At 59.2% G+C, this 20,359-nt stretch carries 16 protein-coding genes; 3 read left to right on the top strand and 13 right to left on the bottom strand.

Annotated elements, in window-relative coordinates:
- Positions 1 to 11: 11 nt before the first annotated feature.
- Positions 12 to 710 carry a GntR family transcriptional regulator gene (locus OK142_RS15270; protein ID WP_031234148.1) on the bottom strand — a complete coding sequence of 233 codons (699 nt, stop codon included), beginning with the start codon at positions 708 to 710 and terminating at the stop codon, positions 12 to 14.
- 291 nt (positions 711 to 1,001) lie between these two features.
- Positions 1,002 to 1,964, bottom strand: a complete 963-nt coding sequence (ftsZ, locus tag OK142_RS15275; protein ID WP_003499495.1) for a cell division protein FtsZ — start codon at positions 1,962 to 1,964, stop codon at positions 1,002 to 1,004.
- A 378-nt stretch (positions 1,965 to 2,342) separates the two neighbouring features.
- On the opposite strand from ftsZ, the gene OK142_RS15280 reads away from it, so the two are divergent.
- Positions 2,343 to 2,786, top strand: coding sequence for a response regulator (locus OK142_RS15280; protein ID WP_498683663.1), 444 nt, complete (start codon positions 2,343 to 2,345; stop codon positions 2,784 to 2,786).
- A 480-nt stretch (positions 2,787 to 3,266) separates the two neighbouring features.
- On the opposite strand, the gene OK142_RS15285 is transcribed toward OK142_RS15280, so the two are convergent.
- From OK142_RS15285 to OK142_RS15335, 11 genes are all read right to left on the bottom strand, one after another.
- Positions 3,267 to 3,413 carry a DUF1127 domain-containing protein gene (locus OK142_RS15285; RefSeq protein ID WP_003499491.1) on the bottom strand — a complete coding sequence of 49 codons (147 nt, stop codon included), beginning with the start codon at positions 3,411 to 3,413 and terminating at the stop codon, positions 3,267 to 3,269.
- A 159-nt stretch (positions 3,414 to 3,572) separates the two neighbouring features.
- Positions 3,573 to 4,175, bottom strand: coding sequence for a hypothetical protein (locus tag OK142_RS15290; RefSeq protein ID WP_216332220.1), 603 nt, complete (start codon positions 4,173 to 4,175; stop codon positions 3,573 to 3,575).
- Between the two features lie 135 nt (positions 4,176 to 4,310).
- Positions 4,311 to 5,429, bottom strand: a complete 1,119-nt coding sequence (locus OK142_RS15295; protein WP_216332218.1) for an ABC transporter permease — start codon at positions 5,427 to 5,429, stop codon at positions 4,311 to 4,313.
- Complete coding sequence (gene rbbA / locus OK142_RS15300; protein WP_498683665.1) at positions 5,426 to 8,203, bottom strand: ribosome-associated ATPase/putative transporter RbbA; 2,778 nt, start codon at positions 8,201 to 8,203, stop codon at positions 5,426 to 5,428. Before rbbA ends, OK142_RS15295 begins: the two co-directional genes overlap by 4 nt.
- A gap of 11 nt (positions 8,204 to 8,214) precedes the next feature.
- Positions 8,215 to 9,279, bottom strand: coding sequence for an HlyD family secretion protein (locus OK142_RS15305; RefSeq protein ID WP_035224903.1), 1,065 nt, complete (start codon positions 9,277 to 9,279; stop codon positions 8,215 to 8,217).
- 412 nt (positions 9,280 to 9,691) lie between these two features.
- Positions 9,692 to 11,065, bottom strand: a complete 1,374-nt coding sequence (locus OK142_RS15310; protein WP_498683667.1) for an alpha-glucosidase/alpha-galactosidase — start codon at positions 11,063 to 11,065, stop codon at positions 9,692 to 9,694.
- A 22-nt stretch (positions 11,066 to 11,087) separates the two neighbouring features.
- A complete protein-coding gene (locus OK142_RS15315) occupies positions 11,088 to 12,758 on the bottom strand; it encodes an ABC transporter ATP-binding protein (RefSeq protein ID WP_498683669.1) in 1,671 nt (556 codons plus the stop codon).
- A 12-nt stretch (positions 12,759 to 12,770) separates the two neighbouring features.
- The gene (locus OK142_RS15320; RefSeq protein WP_498683670.1) at positions 12,771 to 13,907 is read right to left on the bottom strand and encodes an ABC transporter permease; all 1,137 of its coding nucleotides are present in this window, start codon (positions 13,905 to 13,907) and stop codon (positions 12,771 to 12,773) included.
- 1 nt (position 13,908) lies between these two features.
- On the bottom strand, positions 13,909 to 14,916 hold the full coding sequence (locus OK142_RS15325) for an ABC transporter permease (RefSeq protein ID WP_498683673.1): 1,008 nt from the start codon (positions 14,914 to 14,916) through the stop codon (positions 13,909 to 13,911).
- 143 nt (positions 14,917 to 15,059) lie between these two features.
- On the bottom strand, positions 15,060 to 17,147 hold the full coding sequence (locus tag OK142_RS15330; protein WP_498683674.1) for an ABC transporter substrate-binding protein: 2,088 nt from the start codon (positions 17,145 to 17,147) through the stop codon (positions 15,060 to 15,062).
- A 108-nt stretch (positions 17,148 to 17,255) separates the two neighbouring features.
- Complete coding sequence (locus tag OK142_RS15335; protein ID WP_498683676.1) at positions 17,256 to 18,722, bottom strand: alpha-glucosidase/alpha-galactosidase; 1,467 nt, start codon at positions 18,720 to 18,722, stop codon at positions 17,256 to 17,258.
- Between the two features lie 197 nt (positions 18,723 to 18,919).
- Between OK142_RS15335 and OK142_RS15340 the strand changes: the two genes are divergently transcribed.
- Positions 18,920 to 19,813: an AraC family ligand binding domain-containing protein gene (locus OK142_RS15340; RefSeq protein WP_498683678.1), complete on the top strand. Its 894-nt coding sequence runs from the start codon at positions 18,920 to 18,922 to the stop codon at positions 19,811 to 19,813.
- A 76-nt stretch (positions 19,814 to 19,889) separates the two neighbouring features.
- On the top strand, positions 19,890 to 20,357 hold the full coding sequence (locus OK142_RS15345) for a hypothetical protein (RefSeq protein ID WP_498683680.1): 468 nt from the start codon (positions 19,890 to 19,892) through the stop codon (positions 20,355 to 20,357).
- The last annotated feature ends 2 nt before the right edge of the window (positions 20,358 to 20,359 follow it).

The raw sequence follows: 20,359 nt of genomic DNA on the forward strand, positions 1-20,359 counted from the left end.
AAATCGACAAGCTATAGATTTATTTCCAGGCGCTCGTTGCGCACCAGCAGTTTCTGCACCTGCCGCACGATCTGTTCGGCGTGTTCGCGGGCCAGTTTCTCGGAAAGAACGGTATCGCGCGCGGCAATCGCAGCGATGATCTCATCATGATCATCGACGAAGCGTTTCGGCAGGCGATCGTCATAGGACTGATAATAAAGCCTGAGGATGCGCCGTCCCTCGTCCAGCAGGCGCTTGAACAGGCTGGTGAAATAGGGGTTGCGCCCGGCTTCGGCGATCGAAAGGTGAAGCGCGGCATTGGTAGAAATCATCGCCAGCGCATCCTGCTCTTCCACCGCAATGGCAAATTCCGCATTATGGGCGCGGATGCCGGCCAGATCCTCCGGGCGATGATATTGCGCGGCAAGCTGGGTCGTGACCCGGTACATCAGCACCAGCGCATCGAAATAGGTATGCATGTTGAGGAAATCGATATTCGACACCATGGTCGAACGGTTCGGCAGCGTATCGATCAGACCCTCGCCCGAAAGCCGCACCAGGGCCTCGCGAATGGGCGTGCGCGACATCTTGAACCGCTCGGCAAGCTGCACCTCGTCAATGGGGCTGCCGGGCGGCAGGACCAGATCGAGAATTTCGTCGCGCAGCAGATCATAGACCATCTTCACGCCAGAGCCGCGCTTGCGCTCGGCAGATGCAATAATATCCGTCATCATCAAATCCCTCTTGTCGACATAAAGAGTACTATTATATTTTTTCCCGATCAACGCCGCGTTGCATCGCCCGCACTTCGAATGGCGGAATAATTGTTCAAAAACAACAAAAAGCCGTCGCGAAAATTACCCGCGACGGCTTTGCTTATTCAATTTGTGGCGCTGGTGCCTTGCCAGCCAACGCCGCGGCTCGGAACGGACAGTTTACAAATGGAGCGAGGAGCACCCACCTTGCTTCTTCTCCCCACGGGGAGAAGAAACGAGCCGCGAAGTCGCTCCTCAAACGAAACGTCAGTTGCGCAGGCCGGTGGCCACGACGGAAATCTTGAAAGCACCGTCCAGCGTCGGATCGAAGGAGGCGCCCATCACCACATCCGTCTCCTCGCTGACCGCCTCGCGCACCAGCGTCATCGCCTCATCGATCTCGTAAAGCGTCAGATCGTTGCCGCCCGAGATGGAGACCAGCGCGCCGCGCGCCTCCTTCAGCGAGGGTTCGCCGAGCAGCGGATTGGCGATGGCAGCAGCTGCCGCTTCCGAGGCGCGCTTCTCGCCCTTGGCCTGGGCCGTGCCCATCAGTGCACGTCCGCCATTCTTCATGACGTAGCGCACATCGGCGAAATCGAGATTGACCAGACCTTCGCGCAGGATGAGATCGGTGACGCAGCGCACGCCGAGCGACAGAACCTTGTCGGCCGTCTTCAGCGCGTTCTCGAAGGTGGTGCCGGCATCCGCAATGCGCAGCAGGTTCTGGTTGGGAATGACGATGACGGTATCGGCTGTGTTCAGCAGATTGGCGAAGCCGTATTCGGCAGCCCGCATGCGGCGCGCACCCTCGAAGCTGAACGGCAGAGTGACGACGCCGACGGTCAGGATGTTCTTCGCACGGCAGGCTTCGGCGATGACGGGTGCAGCACCCGTACCGGTGCCGCCGCCCATGCCGGCGGTGATGAAGCACATGTCGTAACCGCTCAAGTGATCCATTATCTCGTCGAGCGAATCGATCGCGGCCTGGCGGCCGACTTCCGGATCAGCACCCGCTCCCAGCCCGCCGGTCAGCTCGGAGCTGAGCTGCACGAGCCTTGGTGCGTTGGTCTTCTTCAGCGCCTGCGCATCCGTATTGGCCGCGATGAAATCGACGCCGCCAATGCCCTCGGCGATCATGTTGTTGATCGCATTTCCGCCACCTCCACCAACGCCGATAACGGCGATATTGGGCGTGTTGCGGGCAATGGTGGCGCGCGGAGACTGGGTCATCGTTTTATTCTCTTTCTGAACTCATAGGGTCTCGCGCCGTTTTTTGAGCGCGGCACGCGAATGATCGGCAAGGTCCCAGCACTTTCCTTCTGATGCGCGAAGGAGGCTGTAACGCTTTGAATTTGCATGTAAGCCGCTCTGCCGCTTGCGGCAAATGGCCTGTACTCCTGGGGCGAAAGATGCGCTACGGCGACGTTCTCCGACCCCTTCCCCGGATGAAAACCGAACCGAATCAACTGCTTCGCTATCGAGAGGTGATAGCTGAAAAGCCATGTGGTTTACACTCCATTCACCATGTTTATCTCACTTTGGAACGAGTTGCTCCGACAAGTGTTTGCTTGCCGACAGCGCTAAGGCGCACAGAATGGAGGCAGGCATATGTTGGCAGACGTCTTGCAAAGCGAACCGGGTTTCCACACGGAACAACCGCGTGTGCTGATCGTGGAAGACGAGTTCCTCATCGCCATGGATATCGAGGATTCCATTCTGCAGGCGGAAGAAGAGGCCAATGTCATCGGCATCGCCAACCGGCTGGATCAGGCCGTGGCGCTCGGCAGCCGCGCCGACATCGCCTTCGTTGACGTCAACCTTGCCGACGGCCAGACGGGCCCCGAAGTCGGACGGCGGTTGTCTCAGGATCATGGCGTCGTGGTGATCTTCATGACGGCGAACCCGGAAGTGGTGGTCAATCTCGGCATCGGCGCCGGGGTGATTGCAAAGCCCGTGCCGCAGGATGCCGTCGAACAGTGCCTCACCTACGCACTTGCCAGACGCGCCGGCAAACGCGCCGTCACGCCAATCGGCATGATGGTTTTCGACTGAGCTATTTTTCCTGAAGGCAAACGAAGAGACGAAAACAAAAAAGCCTGCCGCGGGAGGAGGTGCGGCAGGCTTTTTGAAAAAATGAACAGCGATATGGGAGGAGGAAAACCGCTGTCCCCGGGGCAATCCTTGGGAGGAGGAGTAGGATCGCCCGCATACCGAAACGATGTGGGAGGAGGTACATCCGTTTCGATGATTGGAAGATAGCATTTTCCTGCGCGTTTTGCAGGCACAAGGTTGCAGCACAGATATGCGTTTGGCGCATAACCAATATTGGCGGCAGAATTCCCGGCGACTATTGCGCCGAGACCGCCGCAATATCGCTGCAACGGCACCAGTCACCGTCCCTGAATACATCACCGCCCGTTGCAGGCAATGATCCACGGATCAAGGACGGCGATATCGCAGCAGCAGAGTCCAAAAACAAAAACGCCCGCTAAGCGGGCGTTTGGGCATTCAAAAGCGGCATTTTCGCCTTGATTACTTGCCGACTGCGGCGCGGGCGACGCTGGTGATCTGGCTGCGGTCGAGACCGAGATCATGCAGTTCGCGGGCGCTCATGCGGCCGAGTTCGTTGACGGTCTGACGATATTTGCGCCAATTGTTGAAGCTGCGTGCTACGTTCATGACATGACCCTTTCTGAGGTTTAGGTGACGTCAGCAACGTTTTCGTTCCGGCGTCCTTCGATGTCCTCTATATGCGCCTTGTCGTGACCAATGAACAGGCAGAATAAGGCAATCCACCCATGCACTGCACGCAGGGCATGCAATTTGACTGCAAAAGCGTCAGAACTTGTAGCGCACGCCGAATACATTGGCATTGGTCGCACCCTTCATGTTTCCAAGCGTCTTGCCGCCACCGGAACGGTGGTGAAGCCGCCAGAAGAGTTCCGTCGAGGAATCCTCGCTGAAGGAGACGTTGATTTCCGGACCGAGGTAAAACAGGACATTGGCATTGCCGTCATCCTTGATTTCCTGCTCCCGCTCCCGGCCGCGCTGTGCGTCGTTCACGAGGCTCAGGCCCGCCGTGAAGCTCGGGGTGATGAACAGGCGTTCTCCGAGCCTGATCTGCTCGTAGCGCGCAACCGGCCCCGCCCAGACCTCGCCGGAGAAGCCCTTGCCAAATCTCGCGGCAATGCCGATTTCGCCACCCAGCTTCACATTGCCGATGCTGTAGGGATAAAACTGGTAACCGCCACCAATAATGGCGTTCCTCTCATATTCCACCGGAATGAGAGCCGCGCTTTTCAGCATGTCTTCCTTCGTCATGGCGCCGGCAAAACCGAATATCGCTTCGCTCGTCTCCGAAGTCATATCCTCCGACGCGAAAGATGATGTCGCGGCCAGTGCTATCATGGCCGCCAGCGACAGACGTGCTGCAATATTCATTCTGCTACTCCTGAACAAAGCCCGCTTTACCCAGCCGTCCTCATAGGCATATTCCCCGAAGGCGAACATACCGTTACCGAACACAATAAATTCAACACGGGCGAATTGGCCGGAAAACAGGCATTTTTCCCGGGTTTAACGCAGGAATCGCCTGAAACGGCGAAGCGCAAAAACGAAAAGCGCGCTGCCGATGGCCAACAGGGCCAGCAATTGCGGCCAGACGACATCCAGCCCCGCCCCGCGGAAAAGCACCGATTGCGCCAGAATGACGAAATGGGTGTTGGGTGCCAGAAGCATGAGATACTGGATGATGTCAGGCATGCTCTCACGCGGCGTCATGGCGCCGGAGAGCACCTGCAACGGCAATAGAAACAGGATCAGCAGCATGCCGAACTGCGGCATGGAACCAGCGACCGTCGCCAGAAATATGCCCATCGAGGTCATGGCGAAGAGTTGCAGGGCGGTTCCGAGCAGGAAAAGCGAAAGCGAGCCTTCGATCGGAATGGCGAGCAGCCCCCTGACGACAACGAACAGCGAAAATGCCGAGGCAACCAGCACCACGAGGCCCATGGACCAGACCTTGCTCAGCATGATTTCCAGCGGCGTGACCGGCATGACCAGCAGATGCTCGACCGTGCCATGCTCACGCTCGCGAATGAGTGCCGCCCCCGTCAGAACGATGGAGAGCATGGTGATGGCGGTGATGATGTTATTGATCGATCCGAACCACGATTTGTCCAGTTCCGGGTTGAAACGGGAACGCAGCGTCAGGTCCACCGGCACCGAGGTCGTACCGCGATAGCGGTTCATATATTCCTGGATTTCGCTGGTCACGATGGTCTGGACATATCCACCGCCGCTGAAAGCCTGGCTCATGCGGGTGGCGTCGATGTTGAGCTGAATGGCCGGCTGCTGTCCCGCCATCAGGCGGCGCTGGAAATCCGGCGGAATGTTGAGCGCGAAAGTGTCGAGCCCCGCATCCATGCGCTTGTCCATTTCAGCAATGGAAATCTGCTTTGGCGGCGCAAAATAGGGCGGATAAAACGCCGTGCTGATGCGGCCCGAAAGCGGCGACTGATCCTCATCGACAATCGCGATGGCGGCATTGTTCAGGGTTTCCGGCAGCGCGCTGGAGCCGGTATATATCTGCAGCGTGAAGGCGTAGACGATGAGCAGCAGCAACATGCCGTCACGCGCAAGACCGCGCAGTTCCTTGATGCCGAGCTGGAAGATGTTGGACGAAAACAACCTCATGACGCCTGTTTCCTCAAGAGAGCGGCGCCGGCGATGAGCAACAGCGGAATGGCGATGATGAGTGGCAGGAAAGAGCCGGAAAGGCCTGCGAAGTCCAGCCCCTTCGAAAAAGTCCCGCGCGAAATCGTCATGAAATAGGTCGCGGGATAAATGTTGCCGATGAAGGCGCCTGCGCCCTGCAGCGACGAGACGGGATCAATCATGCCCGAATATTGCGTCGCCGGAATGAGCGTCAGCAGGGCCGTGCCGAAGATCGCGGCGATTTGGCTCTTCATGAAGGACGACATGACGAGGCCGATCGAGGTGGCGATGATGACGAAGAGCAAGGCTCCCGTTGCGTAAGCAAGATAACTTCCCGTAAACGGCACCCGGAAGATGAAGATGGCGAATACCGTCAGAAGCAGGAAATTGAGCATGCCGAGGGCGACATAGGGCAGCTGCTTGCCGATCAGGAATTCCAGCCGGGTGGTTGGCGTTACGTAAAGATTGACAATGGAGCCGAGTTCTTTCTCCCGGACGACGCTGAGTGCCGCCAGCATGGCCGGAATGAGCATGAGCAGCAGCGGAATGACCGCCGGCACCATGGCGACAAGGCTCTTGACATCGGGGTTGTATCGATAGCGCGTTTCGATGCTGAAGCTGTTCTGCGTCGCCGCACTGCCATAAATCTCGGCCGCCTTCCTCGCAAGCCATGTCTGGTGCATGCCCTGCACGTAACCGCGCACCGTCTCGGCCCGCTGCGGCATGGCGCCATCGATCCAGGCGCCCACCTCCACCGTCTTGCCGCGCAACACGTCCCGGCCGAAACCGGGAGGAATTTCGATGGCGAGGCTCAGTTCGCCATCGCGCATGCGCCGGTCCATATCGGCATAATCGCGGATCGGTTCCTTTTCGATGAAATAACGGGAACCGGCTATATCCAGCACATAATCGCGGCTGATGGTGGAATCGTCGCGGTCCAGCACCGCAAAGGTCAGATCCTCGACATCCAGATTGATGCCGTAACCGATCACGAACATCAGGATGACGCTGCCAAGCACCGCCAGCGTGCCGCGAATGGGGTCTCGCTGCAGTTCCAGCGCCTCGCGGCGCGTATAGCTGAACATGCGCCTGACATCGAAAAACCGTTTGCGGGCGGGCGCTGCATGTGGCGTCACAGGCACATCCGCTGCCGCGACCGGCACCGCCGCCGGTTCCGCCTTTTTCACGCCGGACGCATCTTCGAGATAGGCGACGAAAGCCTCTTCCAGCGTTGCCGCATTCCGGCTCTTGGCAATCGCGTCCGGTGTATCGCTGATCAGCACCTTGCCGGCATGCATCAGCGAAATCCGGTCACAACGCTCCGCCTCGTTCATGAAATGGGTGGAGATGAAAATCGTGACATTATCGTTGCGTGAGAGATCGGCAAGGATTTGCCAGAACCCGTCACGCGCCACCGGGTCGACACCGGACGTCGGCTCGTCGAGGATGAGAATGTCAGGCGAATGGATCATCGCCACCGCCAGCGACAGTCTTTGCCGGATGCCAAGCGGCAGATCGTCCGGCAGGGTCTCCATAACCGCGCCGAGATCGAAACGCTGCGCCATCTCGGCGATGCGCGGCTGAATTTTCTCTTCCGGCAGCTTGAACAGCCGCGCGTGAAGATCGAGGTTCTGCCGCACCGTCAGTTCGGAATACAGTGAAAAGGCCTGGCTCATGTAACCGACGCGGTGGCGGATGGCCATGTCGCTGGCATCCACCTTGTGCCCGAAGAGCTTGGCCTCGCCTTCGCTGGCGGCCAGAAGCCCGGTCAGCATCTTCATGGTCGTGGATTTTCCGCAGCCGTTCGAGCCGAGAAAGCCGAAAATCTCGCCGCGCGGAATCTTGAAGCTGACATTGTCGACGGCGGTAAAGTCACCGAAGCGCATGCTGAGATGGGACGCCTCGATGGCATAATCGCCATCATCACTCACCTTGCGCGGCGCGATGTGCACCTCGTGGTAGCCCTTTCGCTTTTCTTCCGGAAGAAGCGCGATGAAGGCGGCATCGAGATTTGCAGCCGAGGTGCGCTCCAGAAGCTCGGCAGGCGATCCCGTTGCCAGAATTTTTCCGCCATCCATGGCAACCAGCCAATCGAAACCGGCGGCTTCCTCCATATAGGCCGTGGCGACGATGACGCTCATGCCCGGACGCCCGGCCCGGATCGAATCGATCAGTTCCCAGAACTGCCGGCGCGACAGCGGATCGACACCCGTGGTCGGCTCATCGAGAATGAGCAGGTCCGGATCGTGGATCAGCGCGCAGCAGAGCCCGAGCTTCTGCTTCATGCCGCCCGAAAGCTTCATTGCCGGACGGTCGGCAAAGGGCTCGAGGCCGGTACTTTTCAGCAGTTCGGCAATGCGCGCCTGCCGCTCCCTGCCGCCCTGCCCGAACAGCCGCCCGAAAAAGTCGATATTCTCGAACACGGACAGGGTGGGATAAAGGTTCTTGCCCAGCCCCTGCGGCATATAGGCAATGCGCGGGCAGGTATCCTCGCTGTGGCGCGGATCGGACATATCGCCGCCCAGAACCTCCACCTTTCCCTTCTGTATGGCCCGTGCGCCGGAGACGAGCGACAGGAGGCTGGATTTACCGACACCGTCCGGCCCGATAAGCCCGATCATCCGCCCGGACGGAATTTCAACCGATATGTCAGAGAGAGCAACCGTGCTGCCGAAAGCCAGCCGCACATCGGTGAGGCGCGTAACCGGCGCGTCCCTATCGTTTTCACTCTTCGTCGCGTTGGGTGTGCCCATGGCGGCCACCGTCACTTGACGAGGTTACGTTCGAGATTTTCCGGCCAGGCCGCCTGCGGATCAAGCCGGACATAGGCCATGCCGGGCAGGCCGGTTTTGACATACTGAATGTATTTCTGCAGCAGTTCCTGCGGGATCTGCGCCCGCACCCGGAAGGTCAGCTTCTGGCGCTCTTCCTCGGTCTCGACCGTTTTCGGGGTGAACTGCGCGACATCGGCCACGAAGGAAACCTTGGCCGGAATGGTGTATTGCGGCGCGGCATCGAGGATGAGGCGCACGTCAGACCCCATCGATGTGCGGCCGGCCTCCGCCGTCGGCAGGAAGAACGTCATGTAGACGTCGCCGAGATCTACGAGGTTGAGAACGCGTCCGCCGGCGGAAAGCACCTCTCCGGGCTGGGCGATGCGATATTGCACGCGGCCGTCGCGCGGCGATTTCAGCGTCGCATCGGTGATGTCAGTCTCGATGCTCTCAATATCGGCCTGGGCTGCATCAACCGCCGCTTCTGCGTCGACGATCTGCGCCCTGGCAGCGTTGATGGCGGCGTCCGAAGCGGCAAGCGAGGCCTCAGCCGAGGCAAGCGTGGCGCGGGCGGATAGCTCGGCCGCTTCGCTGTCGTCGACAATCTGCTGCGACACCGCGTTGCCGGTCAGCAGCTGTTTCGAACGTGCATTGGTCTTGGAGGCGGAATCGAGCTGCGCCTTGCGCTGTTCCACCACGGCCAGAGCCGATGTTTTTTCCGCCTCCCGCTGGGCAACGAGGCTGTTTGCGGTATCGATCGCTATTTTAGCGCGGCGAAGCTGTGCTTCCGCCTGGCGCTTCTTCGCTTCCAGCTGGGCCGTGTCCATCTGCGCCAGCACCTGCCCGGCCTTCACGAAGTCGCCCTCGCGCACCATGATATCCTGAAGGCGGCCCGCTGTTTTCGTGGAAATATCGATCTCCACCGCCTCGATCCGGCCGTTACTGGCCACGAACCCGGCGGGAAGTCCCTCCCCCGTCAGCTTCGACCAGAAGAAATAGGCGGCAACGGCAACAGCCAGAACCACCAGACCAATGAGCAAGCCTTTTTTAGACATCCGTCTTCCCCATGAACCCTTCAGGTTTCAACCGTAATACGTAAAAACCGAAGAAGCCAGCCACCATCGCGTTCAGAATTCGCACCCGGCATTTCTTCTGTTTGAGGAAATGGGCCGGGTCATGCGGCTTTTTAAGTGAGGGTGCGCTTCGTGGCTTTGACACAAGTCAAGTGCATGAGAGGTTTCGGGCAGCGGTTGGAAACGCCATGGGAACCCAGCACCGAAAGTGATGGACAGCATGACAATCCCTCCGTCATGCTCGGGCCTGTCCCGAGCATCTGCTACCCATCAATTTTCGCTACGTGGTTGGATCCTCGGGACGAGCCCGAGGATGACGTCGAATATGGAAAGAGGCGTGTCGGTGAACGGCCGCAGACGAAACCCCGCGACTTCCAATTTACCGCCCCCCATTTCACACCGCCCGCGCCCGCTTCACCTCCACCTGCGTCCACTCCGGCAACCAGTCGCGGTGTGCGACGAGGAGATCATCCACCAGCGACCAGATCTGGTCGAGGTCGAGTTCCGCCGCTGTGTGCGGGTCCATCATCGCCGCGTGGAAGATGTCTTCGCGGTTTTCGGTCATCAGCGCCCGCACCGTCAGCTCCTGCACATTGATGTTGGTGCGCATCAGCGCGGTGAGCTGCGGCGGCAACTCGCCGATATAGGTGGGCTGCACGCCGTTATGATCGACAAGGCACGGCACTTCCGCCGCACAATTGGCCGGCAGCGAGGTGATGCAGCCATTGTTGCGCTGGTTGCCGTAAATCACCGAGGGTTCGCCGGTCCAGACCGAGTTGATGATGGAGGAGGCATATTCCTTTGACTGCTTGACCTCGATCTTCTCGGCCGAACGATAGGCCGCCGCCTGCCCCTTCCAGCGCTCGATCTGCTCGATGCAGCGCTTCGGATATTCATCAAGCGGAATGCCGAATTTCTCGATCAAATCCTCGCGTCCTTCCTTGATGAAATAGGGCGTATATTCGGCGAAATGCTCGGAACTTTCGGTGACGAAATAACCAAGCCGCGTCAGCATCTCGTAACGCACCTTGTTGGGGCAACGCGGGTTCCAGCCGGGCTTCGGTGCCCGGCCTTCGCGATAGCCGCGCACGAGGTCGGGATAGAGGTTCTTATAGCTGCCATCCGGCTGGCGGTGCTCGAATTCGAGGAAAAACGCCATGTGGTTGATGCCGGCCGAACGGTAACGGATTTCCTCATAGGGAATATCGAGATCGTGGGCGAGTTCCATGGCCGTGCCCTGCACGGAATGGCAAAGCCCGACCTGCCGGATCGTCGGGTATTTCTCCGCAATCGCCCAGGTGTTGATCGCCATCGGGTTGACATATTGCAACATGATCGCGTTGGGGCAGACGGCGAGTATGTCTTCGCAGATCTTCCACAAATGCGGCACGGTCCGCAGGCCGCGCATGATGCCGCCGACACCGAGCGTATCGGCAATGGTCTGGCGCAGGCCATATTTGCGCGGCACCTCGAAATCGGTGACCGTGCAGGGCTCATAACCGCCGATCTGGAAGGCGACGACGACAAAATCGGCACCCGTCAGCGCCTTCTTCTGGTCGGTATAAGTCTCGGCTTTCGCCTTTGCCCCGAGCGTCGAAATCAGCTTGTTGACGACGATGGCGCTTTCCTCCAGCCTTTCACGGTTGATGTCCATCAGTGCGATGGTGGCGCCCGAAAGGGCCGGACGTTGCAGCACGTCACCGATGATGTTCTTCATGAACACCGTGGAACCTGCGCCGATAAATGTGATCTTGGGATCTCTTGCCATTTCTACCTCCGGCATTTGGCATTCAAGCGATTTCGAAGGCGGCTCGTACAAGCCGCTGAGTATATTCGGTTTTCGGGCGGGTCAGAACCTCCTCGACGGGGCCTTCCTCAACGATCCTGCCGCGCTGCATGACGATGACGCGGTGGCAGAGCGCGCGAACGACCTTCAGGTCGTGCGAGATGAACAGGTAGCTCAGGCCCCGCTCGTCCTGCAGCTTGCGGAGCAGGTCGATGATCTGCGCCTGAACGGAAAGGTCGAGCGCGGACGTCGGCTCATCGAGCAGAATGAATTCCGGCTCCAGCGCCACCGCACGCGCAATGGCGATACGCTGGCGCTGGCCGCCGGAAAATTCATGCGGGAACCGTGAGAGGATGTTGCCGGGCATGCCGGCCGCCTCCAGCGCGTCGCGTACCCGCTCCAGCCTTTCGCCCTTGGTCCTGCCCAGCCCGTTGATGACAAGCCCTTCCTCGATGATCTGGCCAATGGTCATGCGTGGGTTGAGCGAGGCGAAAGGATCCTGAAAAACGATCTGCATGCGCGAACGCAGGGGCCGCATTTGAGATCGGGACCGGCCATCGACCCTCTCGCCATCAAAGATCACCTCACCGGCCACCGGATCGTTCAGCCGCAGCAGGGATTGTCCGAAGGTCGTCTTGCCGGAACCGGATTCACCGACGAGCCCCAGCGTCTCGTGCCGATTGAGGGTGAGCCCCAGACTGTCGACGGCGATCAGTTCCTTCAGTTCGGGCTTGAACAGGCCGCCGTAGCGCATCATGAAGGAAACCCGCACGCCGTTCGCCGTCAGCAGCACGCCGGAATTTTCCGGCAGCGGTTTGGCCGTGCCATGCGGTTCGGAAGCAAGCAGCTTTTTCGTATAGGGGTGCTGCGGCGCTTCGAAGAGCTTTTCCGTGGTGTTGTGCTCGCGCATCTCGCCGTGCTGCATGACATAAACGTAATCGGAAAACTGCTTCACGATCGTCAGGTCATGGGTGATGAGAACCACGGCCATGCCGCGCTTCTTTTGCAGATCACGGATGAGGTTGAGGATCTGCGCCTGCACCGTGACGTCGAGCGCGGTGGTGGGTTCGTCGGCAATCAGCACATCCGGATCGTTGGAAAGCGCCATGGCGATCATCACACGCTGCCGCTGGCCGCCGGACAGCTGATGCGGATATTGCTTCAGCCGCGCTTCCGGTTCCGGGATCTGCACCTGCCGCAGAAGATCGAGCGCCCTCGCCTCGGCCTCTTTCCGGCTCAGTTTCGAATGAACCCGGATCGCCTCGACGATCTGGCTGCCGATCGTATAGATCGGGTTCAGCGAACTCATCGGTTCCTGAAAGATCATCGAGATGCGGTTGCCGCGCAGCGCCCGCCGCTGGCGGCTCGAAAACTTCAGAATGTCGTCGCCGTTGAAACGCACGGTCGCGGATTTCGAAACGGAAGCCCGCTTCGTCAAAAGCCCCATGATCGTGCGGGCCGTGACGGATTTTCCCGAACCGGATTCACCGACGATGGCAATCGTCTCGCCGCGATAGAGCTGGAAGGAGATGTCCTTCACCGCCTCCACCGTTCCGTGCTCCACTTTGAAGGTCACGGCAATGTTGCGAGCATCAATGATGGCAGCGTCGTTTCGGTCATCGGCGTCAAAGCGGATGGCGGGCGCGTAAGTGTTGTTCTGTGCAGCAGCAACCATGTTGCGCTCCTCTCAATAGGGATCGACGGCATCGCGCAGGCCATCGCCCAGCGCGTTGAAGGCGAAGACCGTGACCAGCACGAAACCAACAGGTGCGAGAATCCAGGGATAGGAACCGATGACGGAATAGGTCGCGGTATCCTGCAGCATCAGCCCCCAGGAGATGAGCGGCGGTTTCACCGCAAAGCCGAGGAAACCGAGGAAGGATTCGAGCAGCACGACGCTCGGAATATGCAGCGTCACGGCGACGATCACATGGCTCATCACATTCGGCAGGATATGCTGGAAAATGATGCGCCGGTCGGTGGCACCGACGGCAATCGCCGCACGCACATAATCGATACGCGCCAGCGCCAGTGTTTTTCCCCGCACCTCACGTGACATCTGCGCCCAGCCGAGCGCCGACATGACACCGACGACGAAAACAAGGAAAACGGTGGTCGGGGCCGTGACCGGGATGAGCGAGGTCAGCGCGAGATAGAGCGGCAATTGCGGAAACGCCAGAACCACTTCCACGAAACGCTGCACCCAGGCATCCAGCGGCCCGCCGAAATATCCTGATATCAGCCCGACGCTGGTGCCGATGACGGTGACGATGGCGACAACGCTAAGCGCGATGGCGAGCGAGATGCGTGAACCGTAGATGGCGCGGGAGAGTACGTCTCGTCCGAACTTGTCAGTGCCGAGAAAATGCACCGGCTGGCCGTCCGTCGAGCCGAAGAAATGCCGGCTCATCGGGATGAGACCCAAAAGCCTGTATTCCGCACCTTTGACGAAAAAGCCGAGATAAACCGGATTGTCGTAGTCCGGCCCGACGATGGGCTGGAAGGTGATCGGATCGAGCTCTTCGGTCTCGGCGATGGCATAGACGCGTGGCAAAAGGCTTACATTGCTGTCCTTGTCGCTGAAGCGCACGACCTGCGGCGGCGAGAAGCTGCCATGGGTTTCGAGCGGATTCATCGGCGCGAAGAAATCCGCGAAGATGGCAATGAGGATCAGAAGGACCACCAGCACCAGTCCGATCATGCCGGTGAATGAGCGCCTCAGACGCCGCCAGACAAGTGCGAGATAGCTCTCATTGCCATGGGCGGAGCGGTCGGGTTTTGCGGGGGCGGCGGTTTCGGTCTTCATCTCGTCAAACGCCATCATCTCAGGCCCTCCCGAATTCGCGCACGCGCGGGTCGAGCATGGCAAGCAGCATGTCGGCGATGATGTTGCCGACGATCAGCGTTGCAGCCAGCACCATCATGAAGGTTGCGGTGACATAGACATCGCCCACCGCCATGGAGCCGACAATGGCGGGCCCCACGGTCGGCAGCGCGAAGATGATCGCGGTTTCGATCTCGCCGCTCAGCATGTAGGGCAGCACGACGCCCTGATACATGACGAGCGGATGCACGGCGTTCGGCACCGCATGGCGCATGATGACCGCACCTTCCGAAAGCCCCTTGGCGCGCGCCGTCTCGACATATTGCGCATTCAGCGTATCGAGCAGATTGCCGCGCATCACCCGCATGTTATAGGCGAGGCCACCGAAGACGGCGATGGCAACCACCGGCCAGACATGGCTGACGAGATCGACGAATTTGCCCCATGACCATGGCGCGCCACCATATTGCGGCGAGAAGAAGCTGCCGATCTCAGACACGTCGAAATGAAACACCATGAGATAGACGAGGATCAGCGCCATAAGGAAACGCGGGATCGTCATGCCGAGGAAGGCAACGGTCGACAGAAGATTGTCGACCCAGGAATATTGCCGTGTAGCCGCCCAGATGCCGAAGGCGATGCCGAGAACGGATGCAAAGATGTGGCAGACCAGCGCCAGCGCAATGGTGCGCGGCAGGCGTTCGCCAACCACATCGGCGACCGGCTTGTTGTAGTAGAAGCTGTAACCGAAATCGCCGCGTGTGACGATGCCGCCGATCCAGTTGAAATATTGCACCACGAGCGGTTTATCGAGACCGTGTTCGATACGGTAAGCCTGCGCCTGCGCTTCGGCCTGCTCGAAGGACGCGCCGCCCTGGTTCATCAGTTGCGAGCGGATATAGTCGGCATAGTCGCCGGGCGGTGCCTGGATGATGGCGAAGGTCACCACGCTCAGGATCAACAGCACCGGAATGGCGGAGCCTATGCGTATCGTCAGAAATCTCAGCATCGAACGGTCTTCTCCATTGGGTAATCCGTGTGTCTCCGGCCGCGCTTCACGCGCGACCGGTACCGGGTTTTCTCCGGGAGGAGTTCTCTAAAGTTTTCGCATTTCCGGACGGAAAACCGGGGTCCACTTTTCCTGGAAATGCTTTAGTTGATCGGGCCGCCCTCACCCGGCTTGCCTGGAAGCTGCTCGGGGAAGAGTTCGTATTTGCCCTGCTTGTCAGCCGCGACCCAAAGGCGTTCGCGGATGATGGCGTCTTCAGCCCAGTTGAACATGAAGATCGGCGTGCCCTGCGGCACATTCGAGAACCGCTTGTTGACGATGAGCGCGCCCGGATATTCGGTGAGACCGATCGTATAGAGGTTCTGCGTATAGACCTTCTGATACTGCTTCATCAGTTCCGCCCGCTCGGCATTGTCCTGCGAGGAGATGAACTTGCGCACGAGATCGGCCATCTCCTTTTCGAACGGCATCAGATCCAGTTCCTTGCCTTCAGGGGCGCGGTGGTTCCAGCTGGTACGGGGGCCAACGGGCGCCAGCTGCTCGGTATTCTGCACCACCGACGAAAGCTCGGTGGAATTGCGCCGCACCAGCCAGTCGAACTGACCGCCATAATGGGCGGCATCACGCTGGTTGGAATCGAGGCTGTTGATGACGACGCGAAGGCCGAGTTTCGCCATCTGGCCAACAAGACCTTCCGCGAGGCTCTTGTCCGTCGCATAGCCATTATTGACGAGAAGGGTAATTTCGACATTGCGGCCATCAAGCGTTTCCTTCGGGAAATTCAGGAAACCATCGCCATCCGTGTCCTTCAGGCCGATCGAGGCGAGTGCGGCCTTGGCGGCTTCGAGGTTGAAGGGGTAATAGACCGTGGAGGCGCGGTCATAGAAGCTGGTGCCAGACGAAATGCCACCCGGATAGATCGCCGTGAAAGGCCCCTTCACCAGCGAGTCGCCAACCGCCTTGCGGTCGATGGCCGATGTGACCGCCTGACGGAACACCTCATTGCGGTTCAGCTCGCGAATGGCCTGCCCGCGCTCGTCCGGATTGCCCCAGCCATTGGCGGAGAAATTCATCTGCAGATTATAGCCGATGAGCCGCGGCCCGAAGGCAAGGCGGGCCGGCGCATTCTGATCGGCAGCGCGTTTCAGCGAAGCGACGAAGTTTTCCGGCTGCTCGAGATTGGAAAAATCGCCCGATCCCGCCACGGCCTGCACATCACGGTCGGCCCAGGTGGAAAGCTTGTAATGCACCTCGTTGAGATAGGGCAGCTGCTGGCCCTTCTCGTCGACCTTCCAGTAATAGGGGTTGCGCCTCAGCACGATGATATCATCGGGACGGTACGTGACCGGCACCCACGCGCCCATGACAGGCATGTTCATAAACTCGGGCGGAAAGGCGTTCTTGAACTGGTTATAGGTGTTTTTGGAATATTTCGGATGCTGCGGTTTCAGAATATGCGACGGTCCGGGGCAGAAGCTCGGATAGGCCATGGTGTAGAGATACTGCTTGGGAAAGGCGCTCCTGAAGGTCCATTCCACCGTATAATCATCGACCTTCGTGAGTGTCGTTCCCTCACCGAAGGCTTCGGGCGATGCGCCGCCGCCAAGCGGCGAAACATTGGGATCGACGACCGCATCTTCCCAGTAGAACATCACGTCATCGGCATTGAATGGCTCGCCGTCCGACCATTTGGCGCCCTTGACGAGATGCATGGTCAGCTTGTGGCCATCCTGCGACCATTCCCAGCTTTTGGCGAGATTGGGCAGCGGTTCGGTGTCCTTGGCATCCACCTGAAATAGCGGTGCCGTGCGCGTCAGGCATTCGGAAAGCGCGATATCGATGCCGCCCCAGCCCTGGCTCTGGCCGGCAATGTAATTCCAGCCCTCGGGCCGCCCGCCGACCACATGGCGCATGGTATCGCCATAAACGCCGACACCATCGGGCATGTTGCCGGTCTTGTAAACCAGCGGCTCCTCGGGCAGACGCTCCTTGAGCGGTGGCAGCTTGCCGGCTTTTTCGAATTTTTCAGTGATCCAGTCCGGCTCGCTGTAGCTCGGCAGCGCCTTGAATTCGAGGATCGAGTCGCGGGCCACATAATTGATCTTGCCTTCCGCCGGAAATTGCGGCGGCTCTGGCGGCGTGGTGGTCTCGAAAGCATTGGCACTGAGTGCGATCATCGAAACACCAAGTCCCAATGCCGCGATGATACCGATCTTGCGTTGAAGTTGCATCGTCATTCCTCCCAAATGGCAGCTCTTCGACCGCCCACCCTCTGTGATCGTTCTGGCCGTGGCGGCGAACTCCCTTCCGCCGCCCGGCCTGTTCCCATGCCTTTTCCTTCAAACAGCCTTTTTCAGCGCCGATTTCTCGGCCCGCAATTCCTCTATGGAACGCACATTGCGGCGGGCGGCACCGGCCCAGTCGCGGGTCTTGATGCTGGATTTCGCAAGCCGCTCCTTTGCCGCCGGTACTGCATCCGCATATTGCGGCAGCCAGCGTGCCTGCGCGACGACCATCTCATCGACCATCTGCCAGACCTCCTCCGGCGTGGCGACAGCGCCGACCAGCGGATCGTGCAGTACAGCCAGCTTCAGCAGATCGATATCGCCGCTGACCGCCGCATGCACCGACATGCGCTGCACGTTGATGGAGGCCATGCAGGTGGCCGCACAGGCTTCCGGCAGCGTCACGCCCGAGACCATGTTGATGCCGAAACGGTCGACGAAACCGGGGGATTCAATGATGGCATCGGAAGGCAGATTGGTGATGACGCCATTGTTCCTGACGTTGAAGTGGCCGCGATAGACGCGCCCGGTTTCCAGCGCTTCCAGAATGTGGCTCGCATGTTCGTTGGAGCGCTTCGCCGGGTCGATGGGCTTTGCCGCCGAGGCGAGGAACTGCGGAAACTCCGTTTCGAACCAGTTGCGCGTTTCGGTGGAGTGGCGCAGGTAACCGCCGGTTTCGCCATGAATCCAGTCGGACATATCGATCCAGCGGGCGATTTCCTCCGGCCGCTTGCGATACCACGGCAGATATTCGGAGAGATGGCCGTTGCTTTCCGTCGAATAGACACCAAAACGCTTCAGCACGTCGATGCGCAGCTTCTCCTGCTGCGAGAAAACCGGATGCGCCTCGAAGGCGGCAATCAGCTCTTCCTTGCCGATCTTGCGGCCGTTGAGCCTCAGATCGATGAACCATGTCTGATGGTTGATGCCCGAGCAGATGTAATCCAGTTCGGAAACGCTTTTCGCCCCGAGAATTTCGGCGATCTGTTCAGCCCCGTGCTGAACGCCGTGGCAAAGACCGACCGTATCGACCTTGCCATATTCGATGGCGGCCCAGGTGTTCATGGCCATGGGGTTGGCGTAGTTCAGGAATTTCGCGCCCGGTGCCGCGACTTCGCGGATATCTTTGCAGAAATCGAGAATGACCGGAATGTTGCGCTGGCCATAGAGAATGCCGCCGGCGCAGATCGTATCGCCAACGCATTGGTCGATGCCGTATTTCAGCGGAATGCGAATGTCGTCCGCATAGGCTTCCAGCCCGCCGACCCGCACGCAGCTGATGATGTATTTCGCGCCTTCCAGCGCCCGCCGCCGGTCGGTATCAGTGGTCACCTTCACCGGGAAACCATTGGCCTCAACGATCTTTTGGAGGATCGCCTTGATCATATCCAGATTGTGCTGGCTGATATCCGTCAGCGCGACTTCGATGTCGCGAAACTCCGGCACGCACAGGAGATCGGTGAACAGTTTTTTCGTGAAACCGACGCTGCCTGCGCCAATAATAGCGATTTTGAAACTCATAACGCCACCTCTGTTGCAAATCGAACGGGTGAAACGGGCCGAAGGATCATAAAATGGCGCTACAGAAAAATACCCGTAAGAATCCCGGAAAACCGGCCTTCCTCCCAATTTTTCAGCAGCAATATCCCGCTGGCTGTCTCCTCGGATCGGGATTATGCGTATAATAAGAGACAGGACCAGAGAAGGATTATGCTTTCATGGGTAATTTTGTGCTGCGTGATTTGATCGATCAGGGACCCGGCATGCGAACCGTCTCGCTGCCGCGCGGACGCCAGACCCTGCACACCATGCCCACCAGCAGCGGCTATGAAATCCGCCGCGGCGGCAACTATGATTGGGACGGGCGAAGGCGCGGCCAGACGCCGTTCACAGTGCTGCAATATTGCATCGGCGGACAGGGCAATCTGCGCTACGAAAACCGTCATTATGTGGTGAAGCCGGGTGAAACCCTGTTGCTGCTCATTCCTCACAACCATCGCTACTGGCTGGAAGAGGGCAAGGAATGGGAATTCTTCTGGATTTCCATGAATGGCGAGGAAGCCCTGCGCATTCACCGCAATATTCTCTCCGTCACCGGCCCTATCCTCAAGCTTCAGCCGGAAACCATCGATCATCTCGCTTATTGCTGTTCGCGTCTCGTCAACGGCGCGGAAACGCCGGGAGCGGCCTCCGCCGTTGCCTATGAGGCGGCGATGACGCTTTATGACGACGTTTTCGGCTCGCATCCCTCCTTCGGCGGTGAATATCGCACCCTGCAGCAGGTGCTGAGCTACATAGACAGCCATCTCGGCGAGCGGCTTTCCGTCAGTGACCTTGCCGCCGTCGCCGGCCTCAGCCGCGCGCATTTTTCCCGCATCTTCACGGCAAGCGAAGGCCTGCCGCCGGCGGAATTCTTGCTGCAGCGACGATTGCGGCGGGCGGCGAAGCTTCTCACCACGGCCGGCAACATTCCCATCAAGGAGGTTTCCGTGCTGTGCGGCTTCGAGGATCCGAACTACTTCTCCAAGGTCTTCCGCAGGCTTTACGGCACCAATCCGAGTGAATTTCGCACCACCGGCATGTATGCGAGCGTTCAGCAGAACAGATCGTGAAAAAACAACTTCGTTTTGCCATGTTTCAGGCGATTAAGGATGAATGACGTTACGCCCTTTTCGGAGACCGACCGAGGTGAAGAACAGAATCCGGATGATCCTCATTTTTCCGATTCGGGCGCTTATCGTGCTTGCCTTGGTCCTCGACGGCATTTTCCGCCCTCTCTACCGGCCGATCATCAGGGCCATTTCCAGACTGACATTCATCAGGAAACTGGAAAGCCGGATTGACGGATTGCCGCGCCTTGCCATTCTTTTGCTGCTTGCGGTGCCATTTGCCATTGCCGAACCGATGAAAATCATCGGCCTGCTTCTCATCGCCCACGGCACCGTCAAGACGGGCGTTGCCGTGACGATCCTTGCCCATCTCGCCACCTTCCTGATTGTCGAGCGCATTTATCACGCGGGTCGGGAGAAGCTCCTCACCTATGCCTGGTTCGCATGGATCATGCGATATGTGCGTTTCGCGCGGTCCTTCTATGATCGCTTCAAGCTTGCCGCATTGAACTGGATCCGCCTCAGGGTTCTGGCGCACCAGAGATAGTT

Source organism: Agrobacterium sp. BT-220-3 (genome assembly GCF_025910175.1).
Classification (GTDB): domain Bacteria; phylum Pseudomonadota; class Alphaproteobacteria; order Rhizobiales; family Rhizobiaceae; genus Agrobacterium; species Agrobacterium oryzihabitans.

Bases quoted from the DNA above. Each gene is read 5' to 3' on its own strand.
- OK142_RS15270 (WP_031234148.1), bottom strand. From the start codon at position 710: ATGACGGATATTATTGCATCTGCCGAGCGCAAGCGCGGCTCTGGCGTG.
- ftsZ (WP_003499495.1), bottom strand. From the start codon at position 1,964: ATGACCCAGTCTCCGCGCGCCACCATTGCCCGCAACACGCCCAATATC.
- OK142_RS15280 (WP_498683663.1), top strand. From the start codon at position 2,343: ATGTTGGCAGACGTCTTGCAAAGCGAACCGGGTTTCCACACGGAACAA.
- OK142_RS15285 (WP_003499491.1), bottom strand. From the start codon at position 3,413: ATGAACGTAGCACGCAGCTTCAACAATTGGCGCAAATATCGTCAGACC.
- OK142_RS15290 (WP_216332220.1), bottom strand. From the start codon at position 4,175: ATGAATATTGCAGCACGTCTGTCGCTGGCGGCCATGATAGCACTGGCC.
- OK142_RS15295 (WP_216332218.1), bottom strand. From the start codon at position 5,429: ATGAGGTTGTTTTCGTCCAACATCTTCCAGCTCGGCATCAAGGAACTG.
- rbbA (WP_498683665.1), bottom strand. From the start codon at position 8,203: ATGGGCACACCCAACGCGACGAAGAGTGAAAACGATAGGGACGCGCCG.
- OK142_RS15305 (WP_035224903.1), bottom strand. From the start codon at position 9,279: ATGTCTAAAAAAGGCTTGCTCATTGGTCTGGTGGTTCTGGCTGTTGCC.
- OK142_RS15310 (WP_498683667.1), bottom strand. From the start codon at position 11,065: ATGGCAAGAGATCCCAAGATCACATTTATCGGCGCAGGTTCCACGGTG.
- OK142_RS15315 (WP_498683669.1), bottom strand. From the start codon at position 12,758: ATGGTTGCTGCTGCACAGAACAACACTTACGCGCCCGCCATCCGCTTT.
- OK142_RS15320 (WP_498683670.1), bottom strand. From the start codon at position 13,907: ATGATGGCGTTTGACGAGATGAAGACCGAAACCGCCGCCCCCGCAAAA.
- OK142_RS15325 (WP_498683673.1), bottom strand. From the start codon at position 14,916: ATGCTGAGATTTCTGACGATACGCATAGGCTCCGCCATTCCGGTGCTG.
- OK142_RS15330 (WP_498683674.1), bottom strand. From the start codon at position 17,147: ATGCAACTTCAACGCAAGATCGGTATCATCGCGGCATTGGGACTTGGT.
- OK142_RS15335 (WP_498683676.1), bottom strand. From the start codon at position 18,722: ATGAGTTTCAAAATCGCTATTATTGGCGCAGGCAGCGTCGGTTTCACG.
- OK142_RS15340 (WP_498683678.1), top strand. From the start codon at position 18,920: ATGGGTAATTTTGTGCTGCGTGATTTGATCGATCAGGGACCCGGCATG.